We start from the raw sequence: 18,590 nt of genomic DNA, 5'->3' as shown, positions 1-18,590 counted from the left end.
ATGTTGAAAATATATCACAACCCTAGATGTGGAAAATCAAGGGAAGGACTTGAAATTTTGGAGAAATCGGGAAAGGATTTTGAGATCGTCAAATATCTGGATGATGTTCCCACGAAAGAAGAGTTGACATCATTAATTGGTTATCTGGGCATTGCCCCCATTGATTTGGTCCGAAAAAATGAAGCCGTTTGGAAAGCAAACTATAAGGGAAAAGAACTGTCGGACGACCAGATCATTCGGGCCATGGTAGAACATCCCAAACTCATTGAACGACCTATTGTGGTAAAGGGCAACAAAGCCGTCATTGGCCGCCCACCGGAAACGATCAAGACTTTACTTTGACCTGATATTCTTTAATTTAACACAAGATGGTCCCAGAAATACGACCAAAATCTTATCTTTAAAATTATGAAACGAATCCAGACCTTATTTTTTCTTGCCTTTCTGTTGGGGCTATTTTCCATAAACGATTTGGTTGCCCAATATGGTTATGGTTCGCCCTATGGGTATGGCAGTAGGTATGGAAGACAACGGAACATGGTTCCACAGGCCGGACCAACAGAGTCCAAAAAAGACGAGACCCCTCCCACGGCGGAGGAAATCGTGGACGATCAAATGCCCTCCATCACCGAGGCGTTAGGTCTTGACCCATTTGAACAGGCAGTGGTCAGGACCTCTTTGGTACAATCCGTACAGCAACGGATAGAACTTCAGATCTTGCAATTGGAGCCTTTGCAAATGAAGGAGGAAATCGAAAAAATCGAGAGAAGACAGAACGAAGAACTAAAGGCCGGATTGCCCGAGGACAAATACAACGCATTCCTGGAACTTCAGGAAAATAGGTTCAACACCAAAAAAGTCAAGAAGAAGAAAAAGAAAAAGGATTAACAAATCTTTAAGGTCATTCGCAGGCCCAAATGCGTTGTTTGGGGACATTAATTTCTTCACCTCTTTTTTTCCAACCACTTTTGCGATCTAAAATCAAACTATGCACAGGATTATTATCCCGTTGTTGCTGTTGGTCTTTCTACCATTTAACGGACAAGCGCAGCAAAACCAGAAATCCATAAAAATTACTGGAAAAATATTGGATTCCGATAGCGGACAGCCCTTGGAGTACGCCACATTTGTACTGCAAAAAGCAGACGACCCCAACCAAGTCACAGGCGGGATCACCGACCCCAGTGGTTCATTTGAGATTGAGACAGCCCCCGGCACATATAATATCCGTGTGGAATACATTTCCTATAAGACTTATGCCCTTAATGGACAGACCTATAATTCGTCCATCGATCTAGGTTCCATAAGGTTGTCACCCGATGTGGCACAGCTACAAGAAGTGGAAGTGATCGGGGAAAAAACCACCGTGGAGGTCCGATTGGACAAAAAAATATATAATATTGGAAAGGACATCACTACCAGTGGTGGCAATGTCAGTGATGCCCTGAACAACATCCCCTCCGTATCTGTGGATGTGGAAGGAGGGATAAGCCTTAGGGGAAATGACAATGTACGAATCTTGATCAATGGGAAACCCTCTGCCCTAGCTGGTTTTGGGTCCACCGATGTCCTACAACAATTGCCCGCGGATGCCATTGAAAAAGTAGAAGTGATCACCAGCCCATCCGCCCGATATGATGCGGAAGGAACGGCAGGTATCCTCAATATCGTTCTTAAAAAGGAAAAGACTTTGGGCATCAACGGTTCTGTCAACGCCACTGTTGGAGTACCTTTCAATGCCAGGACCACCACCAACTTCAATCTAAGGACAGATAAATTCAATATTTTCAACACCTTGGGGTATTTTCGAAGCGAATCTCCAGGAGGTGGCCGTTTTGACAATACCTACCTGAGTGATGCCAGTGAATTTGACAGGATTTTAGAAGATAGGGATATTACTAGAAAGAATGAAGGTTTCAACGTGAACATTGGAATGGAATACTTCCTCACTGAGAAATCATCGGTTACCGGTAGTTTTTTCTATAGATGGTCGGACGAAAACGACCTGACCGAAAACGACAACCAACGTTTTGCTGATGGAAGCCTCAATAGCCGTACGTTCAGGAGTGAGGACCAAAGCGAAAATGACAACAGTTACCAAGTCTCCTTGAACTACACCAACAATTTCAATGACGATGGCCATAAACTGACTGCGGATTTCCAATATTCCTATGATGATGAGTCCGTTTTCACAGAGATCCAAGAAAACAATGTGGTCCCCAATCAAAATTTGTTGGCACTTGAAAATATCAATGAGATCCAGACCCAAGACGATATCCTGGCCCAGATAGATTATGTGTTGCCCATGGGTGAAGCCCAGTTCGAGGCCGGTTATAGAGGAACGTTTGAAAAAGAGATCAACGATTACCAATTGGATACACTGAACCAGGGATCAGGTGAATTTGAGACCAATTTGGACCTCACCAATGTATTTACTTACCATGAAAACGTGAATGCCCTGTACACCCAGTACGGAAACAAATATGGTAAGCTTTCAGTGCTTTTGGGTCTCCGTTTGGAGAACACCCAGATGAAGGGTAGCGTGGATTCCGAAATTGACAGTGAGGCACTGGAAGAAATTTTGGGCGAAGATGTGGATCTGAATTTTGACAAGAACTATCTTGGACTGTTCCCAACAGTGAACCTTATCTATGAAATCTCTGAAACCGCCAATGTTTCCGTTGGCTATAACCGAAGGATCAACAGACCCAGGGGCTGGTTCATCAACCCTTTCCCTTCCCGATCCAGTAGGACCAATGTTTTCCAAGGGAATCCAGATTTGGATCCTGCCTATGCCAATGCATTTGATATTGGATACTTGAAACGATGGAAAGAGCTTACCTTCACGTCATCGGTATATTACCAAAGGGAGACCAATTCCTTCGAGCGTATTCAGGAAGAAACGGGCGAAGTGACCTCTGATGGTATCCAGATCATTCGATCTATACCTATCAACCTCTCCACCAATCAGCGCATCGGTGCGGAAGCAGGTATGATCTATAGCCCTGTAAAATGGTTGCGCTTGAACAGTAGCTTCAACTTTTTCACGTTCAAGACCGACGGATTTTTTAATGGAGTGGATTATGGCACGGAGAATTCCAGCTGGTTTGCCCGATTGAGTTCCAAGTTTACCCTTCCGGCCAAGATAGATTTACAAGCCAATTCTTTCTACATGGGTCCACGTCAGAATGCACAGACCAAGGATAAGGCCATGTTCTCCTTGAACCTCGCCATGAGCAAGGACCTCTTCAAGGATAAGGCCACCCTTTCATTGAATGTAAGTGATGTGTTCAACTCCAGAAAACGCCGATCCTTCACACAAACGCCCACCTTTACTTCGGACAGTGAGTTCCAGTGGAGGCAAAGACAGGTAAACCTTTCCCTGATCTATAGGTTTAACCAAGCCAAGGAACGTAACCGTCAGAATCAAGAGAGACAAGGAGATTTTGAGGAAGGTGAAGGACAGTTCTAAGAAAGAGATCATCCCCAACATAACAAAAAAAGAAGCCAAATTGGCTTCTTTTTTTATTTATTCGATTGGGCCCTTTTGGCCTCTTTCCGTTCTTTATACATTTCCCGTAGGTTGCCTATCAACCAGTAAGGGACCACAAAGGTCAATAAGAAAATCATCAACCAAAAACCGATGGTCAAAATTGTCAAAAAAGCTAAAAAACCTAGATACTGGTCAAATTCAAACATTTTTCTTCCTTTAAGTACAACAAAGATACCTTCTTCTTCCGAAAAAAAACAAATCACAGGTGAAAAAAAAGTGCATTTCCCCCAATCTCCTATCATATAATTGACCTATCCACTACCTTTGTAGTTATAAATTTTATAAAAATGAGTTTTAGGATTGAAAAGGATACGATGGGCGAAGTAAAGGTGCCCGCGGACAAATATTGGGGGGCGCAGACCGAGCGTTCCCGCAACAATTTTAAAATCGGACCATCGGCATCCATGCCCTTGGACATTGTTTACGGCTTTGCCTACCTAAAAAAAGCGGCGGCCTACGCCAACCATGAATTGGGTGTGCTGAACCAAGAAAAAAGGGACCTTATCGCACAAGTATGTGATGAAATCCTTGAGGGCAAGCATAACGATCAATTTCCCCTGGTGATTTGGCAAACGGGCTCGGGTACGCAGAGCAACATGAACGTGAACGAGGTCATCGCCAATAGGGCCCATGAAATTGCGGGCAAAAAAATCGGTGAGGGCGAAAAAACAATCCAGCCCAACGATGATGTGAACAAAAGCCAATCTTCCAACGATACGTTCCCTACTGGCATGCACATTGCAGCCTATAAAAAAATTGTGGAAGTGACCATTCCTGGCGTGGAACAGCTCAAGAATACCTTGGATAAAAAGTCCAAGGAGTTTAAAAATGTGGTGAAAATAGGCCGTACCCACCTTATGGACGCCACTCCCCTGACCTTGGGACAGGAATTTTCGGGCTATGTTTCCCAGCTTGAGCATGGGATAAAGGCACTTAAGAATACCTTGCCGCACTTGGGAGAGCTGGCCCTTGGCGGAACAGCGGTCGGTACTGGCCTGAACACCCCCGAAGGTTATGATGTGCTCGTGGCCAAATATATTGCCGAGTTTACTGGACTTCCTTTTGTCACTGCTGAAAATAAGTTCGAGGCCCTCGCTGCCCATGATGCCATTGTGGAGAGCCATGGCGCCTTGAAACAATTGGCGGTTTCCCTGAACAAAATTGCCAACGATATACGGATGATGGCTTCCGGCCCTAGGTCGGGAATCGGTGAGATCATCATCCCTGCGAATGAACCAGGCAGCTCCATCATGCCCGGAAAAGTGAACCCTACCCAATGCGAGGCCATGACCATGGTCTGTGCACAAGTGATGGGCAACGATGTCGCCATTGCCGTGGGTGGTACACAAGGGCACTATGAACTGAACGTGTTCAAACCCATGATGGCGGCAAATATTCTTCAATCTGCTGAATTATTGGGTGACGCTTCTGTAAGTTTTGATGAGAACTGCGCCGTGGGCATAGAGCCCAACCATGAAGTGATCAAGACCTTATTGAACAACTCTCTGATGTTGGTAACTGCCCTGAACACTAAAATTGGTTATTATAAAGCGGCTGAAATTGCCAATACGGCCCACAAGAACGGGACCACCTTGCGCGAAGAGGCCGTCAACTTGGGATATGTGACCCCAGAAGAATATGACGAATGGGTGCGCCCTGAGGATATGGTGGGCAGCCTGAAATAATTATCCGAAAGTTTTATCCAAGAAAAAGCCCGTCCTAAATTGGACGGGCTTTTTGGCATTTATGGATAGTGTGTAATTATTTCAACTCGAATTTGGAGGTACCCAACAACTTCAATTTGTTGTCATATACATTTACCATATAGTTACCTTTAGGGAACTCATCACCAGGCTTGTTGATGTAATCACATACATCCAAGTTGCTGTTCTCATAGTAGAAATTGGTTCCTTTGCTATAGGTAATGGTAGCACCTTCTTCAGTAGATTTGGTATAGCTATCTCCCAAAACGTTGCCTTGTGGGTCAAGAACCTCAATGTAGAACTCCCTATCTCCAGCTTCGGCAATCACGTTATCAGCTACTGTAAAACAAACTTTGAACTTGTCAGTTGCCCTTGCCCTGGAAGTAGACACCAATTTTCCACTGCTCCTTTCCCTAACTGCATCCACAGAGAAGCTAGATAGGCTAAGTGCTGAACCTCTTTCCACGGCATCGGCCAATTGAGTGTTCTGTACCACTAGGGAATCATTGAAAATAGTCTGTTTTTCAAGTTCGGTGAATGTACTGTCACGCTGCATGGCCAACAAACTGTTGGATTGTGTCAAAGAGTCCACTTGTTTCAACAGTTTTTCCCTTTCGGCCTTTAGGACACTTACTTGTCTTCTGTATCTGGACAAAGAAGCAATGTCAGCCTTCATACTTTGTACTGAGTCAATGTACTTAGCAATGTTGTCACGGGCAGCCACCAATTCCTCGTTGGTTGCGTTGCTCTCCAAAATAGCCTTGTCATACTCAGACTTCAAGTTGTTCAAATCCTCAACAACCAATTCCTTTTCTTGTGTAAGGGCATCGGTAGTCTTCTTTTTATCTTGGTATAGACTCACGGTGTAAATGATAGTTCCCAAAAGAACCACACCCAACAATCCTGCTATTACCTTCAATCCGTTGTTATTCTTTGTTTCAGTCATAACGTTTGTATTAATTGATTTCTCGTTTAAGGTTTTTAATCAATCGTGTTTGGTTTATATACGCTTCAAATTACATTTTGGATTATCAGCTAAAAAAAATGTCAAAAAAATCTTCCTTGTAATCCATATACCTTAACTTTAAAGGAACATCAAGAGCGTAGTACCATGAAGAAAAAAATAATTGTGATGGCCGTCATTCTTGGCCTTGGCTTTGCCTGTAAACAGAATACAACCCAAAAAGATGAATCTGCAGAAATGGAAGCCCCGTTGGAGGTTGAAACAATTCCTGAAGCAAAGATCATCCCTATTGAACACGCCACTGCGGTTTTGGAGTTGGGAGATGTTACCTTATATATAGATCCCGTCGGTGGTAAATCGGTTTTTGAAGGGCAAAAATCCCCTGACCTGATTTTGATCACTGACATCCATGGTGACCATTTTAGTTTGGAAACCCTCCAAGAACTGGATACAAGCGATGTCACTATTGTACTCCCGCAGGCTGTTGCGGACCAAATTCCTGAAGACGCTGGGTTGAACCTAGAAATAATGAGCAATGGCGAGAAAAAAGAATTAGCGGGAATTGGCATAGAGGCCATCCCCATGTACAACCTAAGGGAAGAGGCGTTGGACTTCCATACCAAAGGCAGGGGCAATGGTTATGTAATCAGCTTTGGCGGAGAACGCCTCTATTTTTCTGGGGATACAGAGGATATTCCCGAAATGCGTGCCCTTAAAAATATTGATAAGGCCTTTGTGTGCATGAACCTACCTTATACCATGACTGTGGAAAGTGCGGCCGATGCCGTTCTCGAATTCAAACCCAAAGAGGTATATCCCTATCATTTTAGGGGCAGGCCCGATGTAAGTGATGTCGCAAAGTTCAAAGAGCTCGTCAACCAAGGAAATCCCGACATTAAAGTGGTACAATTGGATTGGTATCCCAACGATGATTTTTGACAGCACGAAATAATCACAACATTTTACCGTTTACATAACAAACTATTAACCAAATCTAATACTTGACCATGGCTCCCAAATCCCGTGTTCTAGTAGCATTGGCCTTCTTTTTGGCCATACAGGCTACTTACCCCAACCAATGTGACAATTTTTATTCCAAGGTGACCTATGCCCTCAACCATTGCAAAAAAGCAATGACGGCCACTAATTTCGAGCATCAGATGTACTATGCCGAAAGGGCCTTGGAAGCATTGGAAAATGCCAAATCCTTTATGGATGAGTGTGATTGTGCCAAAACAGAGGACAAAACCATCGATGCGATGGAAACTCTGGATAAGGCCATTGAGCCTGCTGACTGGGAAGCCGGTCGCTTCTTTACCAAAAAAGGCATGGCCGAAATCAGCGAACTCATCACCTTCATCGATCAGTGTACTTTAGGTGTATCAACCACCACCACAGTTGTTGCGGATGAGTCTAATCCAAGCGTACCGAAAACCGGCAGTGCCAATTCCATGGAGCTCGAAATGATCAAAGTCTTTGAAAAGCACGCGAACGACAAGTTACAATCCGCGGAACAGGCCATTCAAAACCTCGTGGAACTCTCCAAGACCATAGGAACAACCCCCATTGGCGGCAATGACGACCCCAATAGCCTTTCGGCACATCAAAAGGCGTATTTGGAAAAAGCAAAAAAACTATTGGAAACTGGTTTAAAAAACATAGGAGGGGATTAAGCTCCCCTTCCTACCTCGTCAATTTTTTATACTTGATACGCTTGGGCATAATATCCGCGCCTAAGCGTTTCTTTTTGTTTTCCTCATAGTCGGAGAAAGAACCTTCAAAGAAATACACCTGCGAATCTCCTTCAAAGGCAAGGATATGCGTACAGATCCTGTCCAGGAACCACCTATCGTGGGAGATGATCACCGCACAGCCCGCAAAGTTCTCCAGACCTTCTTCCAAAGCCCGAAGGGTGTTCACGTCCAGGTCATTGGTTGGCTCATCCAAAAGCAACACGTTTCCTTCCTCTTTCAAGGTCATCGCCAAATGGAGTCGGTTCCTTTCCCCTCCTGAAAGCATGTTCACCTTCTTGTTCTGCTCACTTCCAGAAAAATTGAAACGGCTGAGATAGGCCCTGGAATTCACCTGTTTCCCTCCCATCATTACCAATTCCTGGCCATCACTGAAATTCTCCCAAATGGATTTCTCCGGATCGATGTTGGAATGGCTCTGGTCCACATAGGCCAACTTGGCAGTATCACCTACAATGAACTCCCCTTTATCAGGTGTTTCCTCGCCCATGATCATCCTAAAAATCGTGGTCTTACCGGCACCGTTCGGACCAATGATCCCTACAATTCCTGCTTGGGGCAGATTAAAGTTCAGGTCTTCATAGAGCAATTTATCACCATACGCTTTGCTTACTCCCTTGGCTTCAATCACATTGGTACCCAATCTTGGTCCATTGGGGATATAGATTTCCAACTTCTCCTCTACCTGTTTTTGGTCTTGGCTGAGCAATTTGTCGTAGTTGCTCAAACGGGCTTTTTGCTTGGCCTGTCTTCCTTTGGCTCCTTGCCGCACCCATTCCAACTCTCTTTCCAAGGTTTTCTGACGTTTGGAAGCTTGCTTGCTCTCTTGGGCCAAACGTTTGGCCTTTTGGTCCAACCATCCCGAATAGTTTCCTTTCCAAGGAATACCTTCTCCCCTGTCCAGTTCCAAGATCCATCCGGCCACATTGTCCAAAAAGTAACGGTCGTGGGTAACAGCGATCACAGTTCCTTTATATTGTGCCAAATGATGCTCCAACCAGTGCACGGATTCCGCATCCAAGTGGTTGGTAGGCTCGTCCAACAGAAGAACATCGGGTTCCTGTAGCAACAAACGGCACAGGGCCACTCTTCTTCTCTCCCCTCCTGACAGAACTCCAATTTTCTTGTCAGATTCGGGCGTACGGAGTGCGTCCATCGCTATTTCCAACTTGGTGTCGAGCTCCCAAGCATTGGAAGCATCGATTTGATCTTGTAACGCGGCCTGCTTGTCCATCAACTTTTGCATCTTGTCCGGATCCTCATAGACCTCGGGCAGACCGAACATATCATTGATCTTATTGTACTCGTCCAAAATGGCGACAGTTTCGGCCACACCTTCCCGGACCACTTCGAGAACGGTCTTTTCCTCATCCAGTTGTGGCTCTTGTTCCAAATAGCCCACAGTATAACCTGGGGAGAAAACCACATCGCCCTGGTAGTTTTTGTCCACTCCGGCGATGATCTTCAGCAAAGTGGACTTACCAGAACCATTGAGACCCAAGATCCCAATTTTGGCTCCGTAGAAAAAGCTCAGATATATATTTTTGAGTACAGGTGTATTGGCCGTTTTATAGGTCTTGGTGACCCCGGACATTGAAAAAATGACCTTTTTATCGTCAGACATTTGGTTGTTTTTTAAATATTATTGAAAAGATGGGATCATACGCGACCCTTGAGGGCATTGAATACCCAAGCAATAGCAAAAAAACCGACACCCACTGCACCAAAACCATATCCAGCTACCTCGTCATATTTGAAGGCACCAAGTGCTATCATTCCCATTCCCACAAAAATCATGATCCATGTGGCCCAAGCGAGCACTGTGTTCTTGTTCATTCCCATTATTAATTGTTCAGAAGAAGCCCAAATATCGTAAAAAATGGAATAATGTAAATACTACTTCCTTGGTTTTATCCTTCAAAAGGAAAGCTTATCCCACATTTCTTACGAATTGTATCAAGCAATTCTGCTATATCCAAGCTGTTTTGATGGGACCATGATCCACTTTCTATGCGTTGCTCCCTAATACATTGGTTCACTTCCATTATTTCATAGAAATAACCTGTGCCACGCACCGGCAGGTCAAACTCCTCTGCCTCTCCATTTTTGACCAATGAAAAACCATTCGTCTCGTGCCATCTTGGGCGAAGGTACACTTCAGCCTCGGTACCAGAAATTTCAGCTTCCATTTTAGATCTTCCCCTAAAACCACTGTACAGTAAAGCTTGGGCTTCGGGATATTGAAAAATCATGGATGTTTGCAGTTCCGTTCCATTCCCATGAAAAGTGGACATGGCTTCAATCCTTTCCGGCATTCCCAAGATGAGATAGGCCAAAAAAACAGGATAGATCCCAATGTCCAACAGTGACCCTGAAGCCAAGTTGGGATTGAGCAAGCGTGAATCCTTGTCCCTGTCCAAGGCATAGAAGGCAAAATCTGCATGCAGATAGGTGATTTGGCCAAGTTCGCCTTCATCCACCAGCTTTTTCACCTGTTGGATGGCAGGATTGAACCTGGACCAAAGAGCCTCCATCATGAACACCTTGTTCTTTTTTGCAGCCTCCACAATCTCGGCCACTTCTTTCCCATTAATACCCAACGGCTTTTCACAGAGCACATGTTTTCCATTTTCCATGGCCCTTATGGCCAATTCTTTGTGAAAATTATGTGGTGTGGCAATGTAGAGCACATCAACTTCACTGGATTGAAACAGTTCTTCATAACTGCCAAAAACATGTGGCACATCAAATTCATCGGCAAACTCCTGTGCTCTTTGTAAACTTCTTGATCCTACGCCTGTGATTATAGCATCTTCAACCAATTGAAGGTCCGACGCAAATTTCCGTGCTATTTTTCCAGGGCCAACTACGCCCCATTTGATCTTGCTTTCCATATAACATCAAAAGTAATGATTATAACTCCTTATCTTTAGCCGACTAAACGAATTTGAGCAATTATGGACATCAACTTCAACAAAAACGAGGACCATAACAAACTGATGCTCTCCGAGCTTAGGCGGCGACTGGCCCAAGTGAAATTGGGGGGAGGCAAAAAACGTATTGAAAGCCATCGTGCCAAAGGCAAGATGACGGCCCGGGAGCGTATCGATTATTTGTTGGACAAAGATGTGTCCGCCATTGAAGTCGGTGCTTTTGCCGGTGAAGGGATGTATGCGGAACACGGTGGCTGTCCATCTGGCGGCGTTGTCGTAAAAATTGGTTATGTACAGGGCAAACAATGCGTGGTAGTGGCCAATGATGCCACAGTAAAAGCCGGGGCATGGTTCCCCATCACAGGAAAGAAAAACCTCAGGGCACAGGAAATTTCCATTGAAAATAGGTTGCCCATTATCTATTTGGTAGACAGTGCAGGGGTTTACCTGCCCATGCAGGATGAAATTTTTCCCGATAAAGAACATTTTGGCCGCATTTTTAGGAACAATGCGGTAATGAGCAGTATGGGCATCACCCAAATTGCTGCAGTCATGGGTAGTTGTGTGGCCGGTGGGGCCTATCTTCCCATTATGAGCGATGAAGCCTTGATTGTGGATAAAACGGGAAGTATTTTCTTGGCAGGGAGTTATTTGGTGAAGGCGGCCATCGGTGAGAGCATTGACAATGAAACATTGGGCGGTGCCACAACACATTCCGAGATCAGTGGTGTTACCGATTACAAGGCCAAGGACGATAAGGATGCCCTGGACAAGATAAAGAACATCGTCGGCAAAATTGGGGATTTTGAAAAGGCCGGCTTCAATCGTGTGGAGGCCAAAAATCCTACGGAAAACCCTGAGGACATTTATGGTATCCTTCCTTCTTCGCGCAGTGACCAATACGACATGTTGGAAATCATCAAGCGACTGGTGGACGATTCCGACTTTGAACAATATAAGGAAGGCTATGGTAAGACCATTTTGACCGGCTACGCCCGCATTGATGGCTGGGCCGTGGGCATTGTGGCCAATCAGCGTAAGGTGGTAAAAACCAAACAAGGTGAAATGCAATTTGGAGGTGTAATCTATTCCGATTCTGCGGACAAGGCCACTCGTTTTATTGCCAATTGCAATCAAAAGAAAATTCCCTTGGTGTTTCTTCAGGATGTCACTGGTTTTATGGTGGGCAGCAAAAGTGAGCACGGAGGCATCATCAAAGATGGCGCAAAAATGGTGAATGCGGTAAGCAATTCCGTAGTACCCAAATTTACCATTGTTATCGGCAACAGTTATGGTGCTGGAAACTATGCCATGTGCGGCAAGGCCTATGACCCCAGATTGATTGTGGCCTGGCCCAGTGCGGAGCTGGCGGTAATGAGCGGTAATTCCGCCGCAAAAGTGCTGATGCAGATAGAGAAGGCCAGCTTGGAGAAAAATGGGGAGCCCTTGGATCCTGAAAAAGAAAAAGCGCTTTTTGACAAGATCAAGCAACGGTATGATGACCAAATCTCACCCTACTATGCCGCTGCCCGATTGTGGACGGATGCCATTATAGATCCTCTGGACACTCGTAAATGGATTTCCATGGGTATTGAGGCTGCCAATCATGCGCCCATTGAGAAGCAATTCAATCTGGGAGTGTTGCAGGTGTGATTCAGCCCTAATTTCCCAGTTGTGGTTTGGGTCGAGGAATCAATAACAACTCGGTCTGTCGTCCATTTACGTAGCGGAACCCTTCCTTACCAAAGAAACCTGCCTCTTCCAACATAATGCGGATGTCACGCTTCCATTCAGGAATGTGTACCGTGGTATTGAGCTCAATGGCATAAACGGTGTTCGGGTTGAGCGGGTAGTTCTCCCCATCGTCCTTCATAACACCCCCTTGCGCATCCCACATACCAATAGTGGTACCCGCGGAATGCCCATAAGTGCCCAACGGATGGGTATAAATAGAAGGTCGAAGCCCTGCATCCTTTGCTTCTTGCAGTGCCCTGGCCAAAATAGCGTTCCCCACCTTGCCTTCTACCATGTTCTGGGTCAAAAAGTCCTGTACCCGGTTGCCATCCTTCAGGGCATCCACTAAAAAAGAAGGGGCTTCTTTTTCACCAGATTTCAACACATAGGCCAACTCTTGGCAATCTGTATTGAGCCGTAGGTAAGTGATTCCAAAATCACAGTGCAATAGGTCCCCTTGTTGGATCACCAAATTGTCCGGTCTCCCAGAAAACGAATAGAGATGGCTGACCAATTCCTCACTTGTCCTTTGGATATCCACTGTGGGATGGAACCAGGTTTCCAAACCCAGGTCGGTTACTTTTTGGCGCATCCACCATTCAACCTCGGTGGTGGTCGTAATCCCGGGCGTAATGACCTTCTCGGAAAACGCTTCCGCAATGATATCGTGGGTAATGTCCACCAATTGGTTATAAATGGTCATTTCCCTTGAAGTTCGGGTCTCGATCCAACGCACTGCCAATTGTTCGGCAGATACCACCTTGGAATGATATTTTTTGGGCAGATTGGCCATGAATTCATCATAATCCGTCTTGTCCAATCCGTCGGCTATATTGTGATCCCTTGAAAAATTGAGGCCTATCTTTTTGGGATTACGTTCCGAAATCAACTGCATCAACCGTTTCCATTGGTCCGGCTCCTTTTCTTTGTCCCAAGCAGAACTAATACTTTCCCCCACATTGTACCGGGCCACAGCCAATTTATCCAAGGTGTTCGTTGCTTTGTTCCGATAAAAAAGAAGGATGGTCCTTCGTCGGGCATTCAGCCAAGTGGCAGGAAGCATGGTCCGTATGACTGGGTCTTCATTGTATTCCCTGGAAATGACGATCCACATATCGATATCCGTCTTGTCCATCAACTCTGGGAGCAAATGGTTGAAACGTTCCTCCAAGATCTCGTCCACTACCTTGGCCCGTTCAGCCTCCGGAAGGATTTGTTGGGATAAAAGAATAGAGGGCAATACTAACAGGATGAATTGGAAAATGCTTCGCATGGTTGATTTTTAGCTGAAAATACAGCTTTTGGCAGAAATAAAAAAAGTGCCCTGAGGCACTTTAGATCATACATTTGCATACTTTTTTATCAACCGTACAATAAGGTCATTGAGCTTTTCAACCTCATACTTGGATGTTGTTGGTTTAAGGTGTGGATTTCCTACGCCACTATCATCTGTCAGAAAAACATAGGTTCCATTGGTTGATATGCTGAAAAATCTCATTAACATTTCAACTGTTTTGTCCGCACCGCTTGCCACTATCGGGATTATTTTAATGCCATCTTTCTGTGCTATCTTAATTTGTTGATGTATGGTTTCAACGTTCTCTTCAGTCAAATGTGGCGGAGCGTCCAAAAGCAAAAACAGCAATCGTGCTCGGGCATTTCCATTCCACGATTTGGACATGGCCATTTTCAGCGCCTTTTCCACGGCTTCTTCATAATCCCCGCCTCCACTGGCATATTGTTTGTTTAAATTGATCTGGGCTTCATTCAAGTTAGAGGTAAAATCAAAATCCTTTACAACATACTCATCACCATGGTCCCTGTAAAAGGTCATCGCAATCCTTTTTTCACCAACAGTATTGTCAATTCTACCAATAATGTCCCTCAGTTCTTCCTTCAGATATTCCATTTCATCTCCCATGGAGCCAGTGGCATCAATGGTGAACATAATGTCCAAATTGTTGTAAGAGGACAAATCCTCTGTTGAGAAGTCTACTTCCTTGACATTGGATTTTATTTTTTTCCCGAATATTTTGTCCTTGTGAATTACTTGGACGTAATAATAATCACTCTTGCCATTGCATTCAACATCTTTGAACAAAACACTTTTACCAAACACATCGGTTTTTGTGGTCATTTCAGGTTTGGTTGCATGTTCATTGGCGGAGTATAGGGAAACCCTTGCATTGTTGATGCCGTCTCCATTTTTGTCCTTCACTGTTATAATCAATTTATTTTCAAGGTGAAAGCCCCAATTCTCCTTGATTATTTGAAATTCTTTATCGCGAATGATATCCTGCCATTCACCAAAATTCTCAATGTCGTTGATTTCCCCGGCCGTCAAAGTTCCCGACCTATAATTTCCATATCCTTTTGGATCCCCTCCTTTTGTAACAGACACACCCGCAACTTTTCCTTCCACCACATCGGCAACTGCATAGCTAAATCCACTTTCACTTTTTTTAGTGCCATAGCCCATGACGACTACTTCTTCCAATACTTCGTGGCTCTCCTCCAATTGAACATTGACTGTTTTGCTATCCCCAATCTTTACTTCCAAGGTTTTGAAACCAATAAAGGAAAAAACCAATATTTGGTCCTTTTGGGCCACAATACTATATTGACCATCAAAATTGGTCTGGGTTCCTTTTGAGGTTCCTTTCACGATCACATTCACTCCGGGAATCGGAGTATTGGTGGCATCCGTCACCACACCTGAAACTAAATTCTCTTGAGCGGTACCCTGTAGGCTAAACACCAGCAGAAAAAGTAAAACTTGATTTTTCATAATTGACACGGTTTTTAGATTTACCACTAACCTATCATGAAAAACCATAAGGGGAAATCCAGAATGAGTTATCCCGAACAATTGTGACGTGAACGCAACTTTTGGGTGAGTTTAGAAAATAATGCTTGCCAGTGTTTTGGAACGATCTATCTTTTTCGTGGATGTTTCAGAAAAAGCGTTTACAACGAAAACTTTCTTGGGCACCTCATATTTGGAAAGGGTTTTCAGGGCTTTGATTTGGTTCAACAGTTGGTCTTCCCCACGGGTTTCAGGTTTGGCTTCCACAACCAGTACCAATTGCCTACCCAAGGTTTCGTCCGGTATGCCGGCAACAAAAAAACGGGTCTTGATGATGGTGGATAACTTTTCCTCAATGGCTTCAGGAACCAGTTTGATACCTCCGGAATTGATGATCGAATCAAATCGTCCCAACCATTTGAACCGGTTCTCTGTGACCAGTTCCACTAAATCATTGGTGATGACTTTCTCCTCGGAAATCTTGGGCGCATTGATCATCAAGCATCCCCTTTCGTCCGTAGTGACACTTATGCCCGGCAGGGTCTCAAAATAATCCTGTGGCTCAGGAGCAATTTCTTTGACAGCGATATGGGTGATGGTCTCCGTCATGCCATAGGTTTCATAGACCTTGGTGGGGAGCAGCCCCAACTGGTTCTTCAGCGTGACATCAACTGGGGCGCCCCCAACAATCAAGGTATTTACCCTGTGCAATTGGTCCAACGATTTTTTGGCCTGCATGGGCACCATCGCCACAAAATCATAATCTTTGCCATTATTGTCCAAAGGTGTGGAAGAGGGTTCCACAACATCCAAATGCAGTCCGAGCACCATGGCACGGACAAGCATCATCTTTCCGGCAATGCCTGTGGAGGGAAGGCATAAAAGGGCCGTCTGTTTCGGACTCAATTGAAAATAAGCCCCTGTGGCCAAGGCCGAATTGACCATCTGTTCCTTTTTGAGAGTGATTTTTTTGGGTTTTCCTGTTGAACCCGAAGTATTGACCTCCAAAGTAGATGTATCCGATGCCCAATCCAACAAAAACTCGCCCAAAGGGGTCTCAAACGGGGCTCCCTCCTTTGTCAAACTATAGCCCAACTCGGAGAGGTCTCCAAAAACCAAAGGAGCTCCGTTGAACTTAAAATTGGGATGGATGTTATGCCAACTTGGATTCTCCATCGGTGAGGGCCACAAATTCTTCTTTGCTCAATACTCTCCCAAAAAGTCTGTCCTTCCAGTTTTTCCATTTGTATACTTTGGAGAAAATCAGCAATAGTATCGGGAAGACAACAAAAACGGGCATGATGGCATCCCAACCCAATGCAGGTTCTGAAACATCCTTGTAAATGGAATTGGTCTGAAATGCGGTCCAATCGGCGGTGACCAAAAGCGCTGTGATCAAATTGTTGGCGGCATGAAAGCCCAGAGCCAGTTCCAATCCCTCGTCCATCAGGGTCAAAATGCCCAAAAAGAATCCCGTGCCAATATAGTAGATGAGCAGGCTGTACCCCAATTTCTCCACTTCTGGATTGGCAATGTGCATCAACCCGAACAAGGTAGAGGTGACCACCAAGGGCAACCATCTGTTCCTGACCGCCAGCCCCAATCCCTGCATCATGTGTCCACGGAACAGGTATTCCTCAAAACTCGTCTGCAATGGAATCAAAAGGATGGCAATGATGGCCAAGGGTATGAATTTCATCAGATCAAAATTCAGTACATAATCCTCAGGGGAAAAATAGATATCGATGCCTGTAAGCACGATCGTGATCACACTCCATAATCCAAAAGCGAAAAAGATCCGCTTCCAGTCAATTCGCTTTCTAGAGGTCGTCAATGAGGTTATCGACTGTTGATGGACCAAGAACGTCCATCCCAAGACCACAAAAAAACCGGCCACCAAAGGTGCCAAAAGGGAAATCAGTACCAAATTTGACCCAAATCGGTCAATGATCTGCTGCATCATCGCCTCAATATCAATGTTGGAATTCACAGTGACAATATAATTGTACACCATAAAACCAATAAAGCCCAGCGGAAGCACCAAGTATTTCCAAAGTCCTTCGTTCCCCTTATACCCTTGTTCTATGTACATATTTCGTTGATTAAATCCATATTCCACTCCTTGGCAGGTCCATACAGCAATTTTCCGCCGGACACCTGCAGGGGGCTTTCTATATTATTCGTATACAAACTCCCCGTTCCCAATCCTTGGGGCATGTTGTTATTTAGGGTGAATGTCCATTGCGCTATAGCATTCAGACCTATATTGCTTTCCAGGGCACTGGTGACCCACCATCCTGTTTGTTGCTTTTCCGCCAGTTGTATCCATTGCTTGCTCCCTGCGAAACCGCCCACCAAACTGGGCTTCAATATAATATATTGTGGCTGTATGGTTTGTAGCAGTTTTTGCTTTTCTGTTACAGAAAAAATACCGATCAATTCCTCATCCAAGGCAATGGGCAAAGGAGTGTTTTCACAAAGTTCTGCCATGGCATCCCACTGTCCTGCCCGTATGGGTTGCTCAATGGAATGGATATCGAACGCTGATAATTTTTCCAACTTCTCCATGGCCTCCTCTACGGAAAAAGCGCCATTGGCATCTACCCTAAGCTCAATTTCATGCGGAGAAAAGTTGTTTCGGATGGATTTCAGGATGGAAACTTCCTTCGAAAATTCAATGGCCCCGATCTTCATTTTGATGCACCGGAACCCATCCTTGAGTTTCTGCTCCAATTGTTGGAGCATGTATGCCTCATCGCCCATCCAAATCAGGCCGTTTATAGAGATAGGCGCCTGTTTTTTGGTAAAATCTGATGGGAAAAGTTCAAAAGGATCGTTGGCCCCCACCGAAAGAAAAGCCTGTTCCAAACCAAATTGGATCGAAGGGTATTCCGTCAATCCGTCCAGCAATGGTTCCAGGCCCAAATGGATGTTCTGGCAGGTCCATGCCAGCTTTTCTTCGTAATCGGGCACATCATCTATACTCAGTCCGCGTAGAATACCACACTCCCCTATCCCGAAACGTCCGTCGTGCCGAAGCACCAAAAACCAGGTTTCCTTTTGGGTCAATACCCCTCTGGAGGTACCGCTGGGGACTTTAAAATGAAGGGTGTACTTCTTGTAGCTTGCTTCCATGGAATGATACC

16 protein-coding genes are annotated in these 18,590 nt (G+C 44.9%); 7 read left to right on the top strand and 9 right to left on the bottom strand.

All coding sequences use genetic code 11. From position 1 onward, the window contains the following. The 4 genes from arsC (at position 1) to fumC (ending at position 5,238) form a co-directional block, all read left to right on the top strand. On the top strand, positions 1 to 342 hold the full coding sequence (gene arsC, locus D2V93_RS09530) for an arsenate reductase (glutaredoxin) (RefSeq protein WP_072879273.1): 342 nt from the start codon (positions 1 to 3) through the stop codon (positions 340 to 342). Between the two features lie 66 nt (positions 343 to 408). Next, entirely contained in the window at positions 409 to 888 is a 480-nt protein-coding gene (locus tag D2V93_RS09525) for a hypothetical protein (RefSeq protein WP_072879271.1), read from the top strand. Positions 889 to 988: 100 nt separating this feature from the next. Beyond that, a complete protein-coding gene (locus D2V93_RS09520; RefSeq protein WP_119619306.1) occupies positions 989 to 3,472 on the top strand; it encodes a TonB-dependent receptor in 2,484 nt (827 codons plus the stop codon). 368 nt (positions 3,473 to 3,840) lie between these two features. Continuing rightward, entirely contained in the window at positions 3,841 to 5,238 is a 1,398-nt protein-coding gene (gene fumC / locus D2V93_RS09510) for a class II fumarate hydratase (protein ID WP_119619305.1), read from the top strand. A gap of 76 nt (positions 5,239 to 5,314) precedes the next feature. Here the strand turns inward: fumC and D2V93_RS09505 are convergent, their stop codons facing one another. After that, on the bottom strand, positions 5,315 to 6,202 hold the full coding sequence (locus D2V93_RS09505) for a hypothetical protein (RefSeq protein WP_072879263.1): 888 nt from the start codon (positions 6,200 to 6,202) through the stop codon (positions 5,315 to 5,317). Between the two features lie 165 nt (positions 6,203 to 6,367). Between D2V93_RS09505 and D2V93_RS09500 the strand changes: the two genes are divergently transcribed. Beyond that, positions 6,368 to 7,159, top strand: a complete 792-nt coding sequence (locus D2V93_RS09500) for an MBL fold metallo-hydrolase (RefSeq protein WP_119619304.1) — start codon at positions 6,368 to 6,370, stop codon at positions 7,157 to 7,159. A 68-nt stretch (positions 7,160 to 7,227) separates the two neighbouring features. Continuing rightward, positions 7,228 to 7,893: a hypothetical protein gene (locus D2V93_RS09495; protein ID WP_119619303.1), complete on the top strand. Its 666-nt coding sequence runs from the start codon at positions 7,228 to 7,230 to the stop codon at positions 7,891 to 7,893. Positions 7,894 to 7,903: 10 nt separating this feature from the next. On the opposite strand, the gene ettA is transcribed toward D2V93_RS09495, so the two are convergent. From ettA to D2V93_RS09480, 3 genes are all read right to left on the bottom strand, one after another. Beyond that, positions 7,904 to 9,595 (bottom strand): energy-dependent translational throttle protein EttA, encoded by a 1,692-nt coding sequence (gene ettA / locus D2V93_RS09490; RefSeq protein ID WP_072879257.1) that lies wholly within the window; start codon positions 9,593 to 9,595, stop codon positions 7,904 to 7,906. Between the two features lie 35 nt (positions 9,596 to 9,630). Beyond that, positions 9,631 to 9,807, bottom strand: a complete 177-nt coding sequence (locus tag D2V93_RS09485; RefSeq protein WP_245750692.1) for a CAL67264 family membrane protein — start codon at positions 9,805 to 9,807, stop codon at positions 9,631 to 9,633. Between the two features lie 74 nt (positions 9,808 to 9,881). Next, positions 9,882 to 10,865 (bottom strand): Gfo/Idh/MocA family protein, encoded by a 984-nt coding sequence (locus D2V93_RS09480; protein WP_119619302.1) that lies wholly within the window; start codon positions 10,863 to 10,865, stop codon positions 9,882 to 9,884. 63 nt (positions 10,866 to 10,928) lie between these two features. On the opposite strand from D2V93_RS09480, the gene D2V93_RS09475 reads away from it, so the two are divergent. Further along, complete coding sequence (locus D2V93_RS09475) at positions 10,929 to 12,557, top strand: acyl-CoA carboxylase subunit beta (RefSeq protein WP_119619301.1); 1,629 nt, start codon at positions 10,929 to 10,931, stop codon at positions 12,555 to 12,557. Positions 12,558 to 12,564: 7 nt separating this feature from the next. Here D2V93_RS09475 and D2V93_RS09470 read toward each other — a convergent pair whose 3' ends face one another. The 5 genes from D2V93_RS09470 to D2V93_RS09450 form a co-directional block, all read right to left on the bottom strand. After that, positions 12,565 to 13,911 (bottom strand): M24 family metallopeptidase, encoded by a 1,347-nt coding sequence (locus D2V93_RS09470; protein WP_119619300.1) that lies wholly within the window; start codon positions 13,909 to 13,911, stop codon positions 12,565 to 12,567. Between the two features lie 66 nt (positions 13,912 to 13,977). Further along, the gene (locus D2V93_RS09465; protein WP_182849980.1) at positions 13,978 to 15,426 is read right to left on the bottom strand and encodes a vWA domain-containing protein; all 1,449 of its coding nucleotides are present in this window, start codon (positions 15,424 to 15,426) and stop codon (positions 13,978 to 13,980) included. Positions 15,427 to 15,537: 111 nt separating this feature from the next. Continuing rightward, entirely contained in the window at positions 15,538 to 16,620 is a 1,083-nt protein-coding gene (locus D2V93_RS09460) for an AMP-binding protein (RefSeq protein ID WP_119619298.1), read from the bottom strand. Then, the gene (locus D2V93_RS09455) at positions 16,598 to 17,536 is read right to left on the bottom strand and encodes a CPBP family intramembrane glutamic endopeptidase (RefSeq protein ID WP_072879247.1); all 939 of its coding nucleotides are present in this window, start codon (positions 17,534 to 17,536) and stop codon (positions 16,598 to 16,600) included. Before D2V93_RS09455 ends, D2V93_RS09460 begins: the two co-directional genes overlap by 23 nt. After that, complete coding sequence (locus D2V93_RS09450) at positions 17,527 to 18,579, bottom strand: o-succinylbenzoate synthase (RefSeq protein WP_119619297.1); 1,053 nt, start codon at positions 18,577 to 18,579, stop codon at positions 17,527 to 17,529. Before D2V93_RS09450 ends, D2V93_RS09455 begins: the two co-directional genes overlap by 10 nt. Positions 18,580 to 18,590 lie beyond the last annotated feature (11 nt).

Source organism: Flagellimonas taeanensis (assembly GCF_003584105.1).
In the GTDB taxonomy this organism is placed as follows: domain Bacteria; phylum Bacteroidota; class Bacteroidia; order Flavobacteriales; family Flavobacteriaceae; genus Flagellimonas; species Flagellimonas taeanensis.
This window is presented reverse-complemented; position numbering and strand designations above follow the sequence as displayed.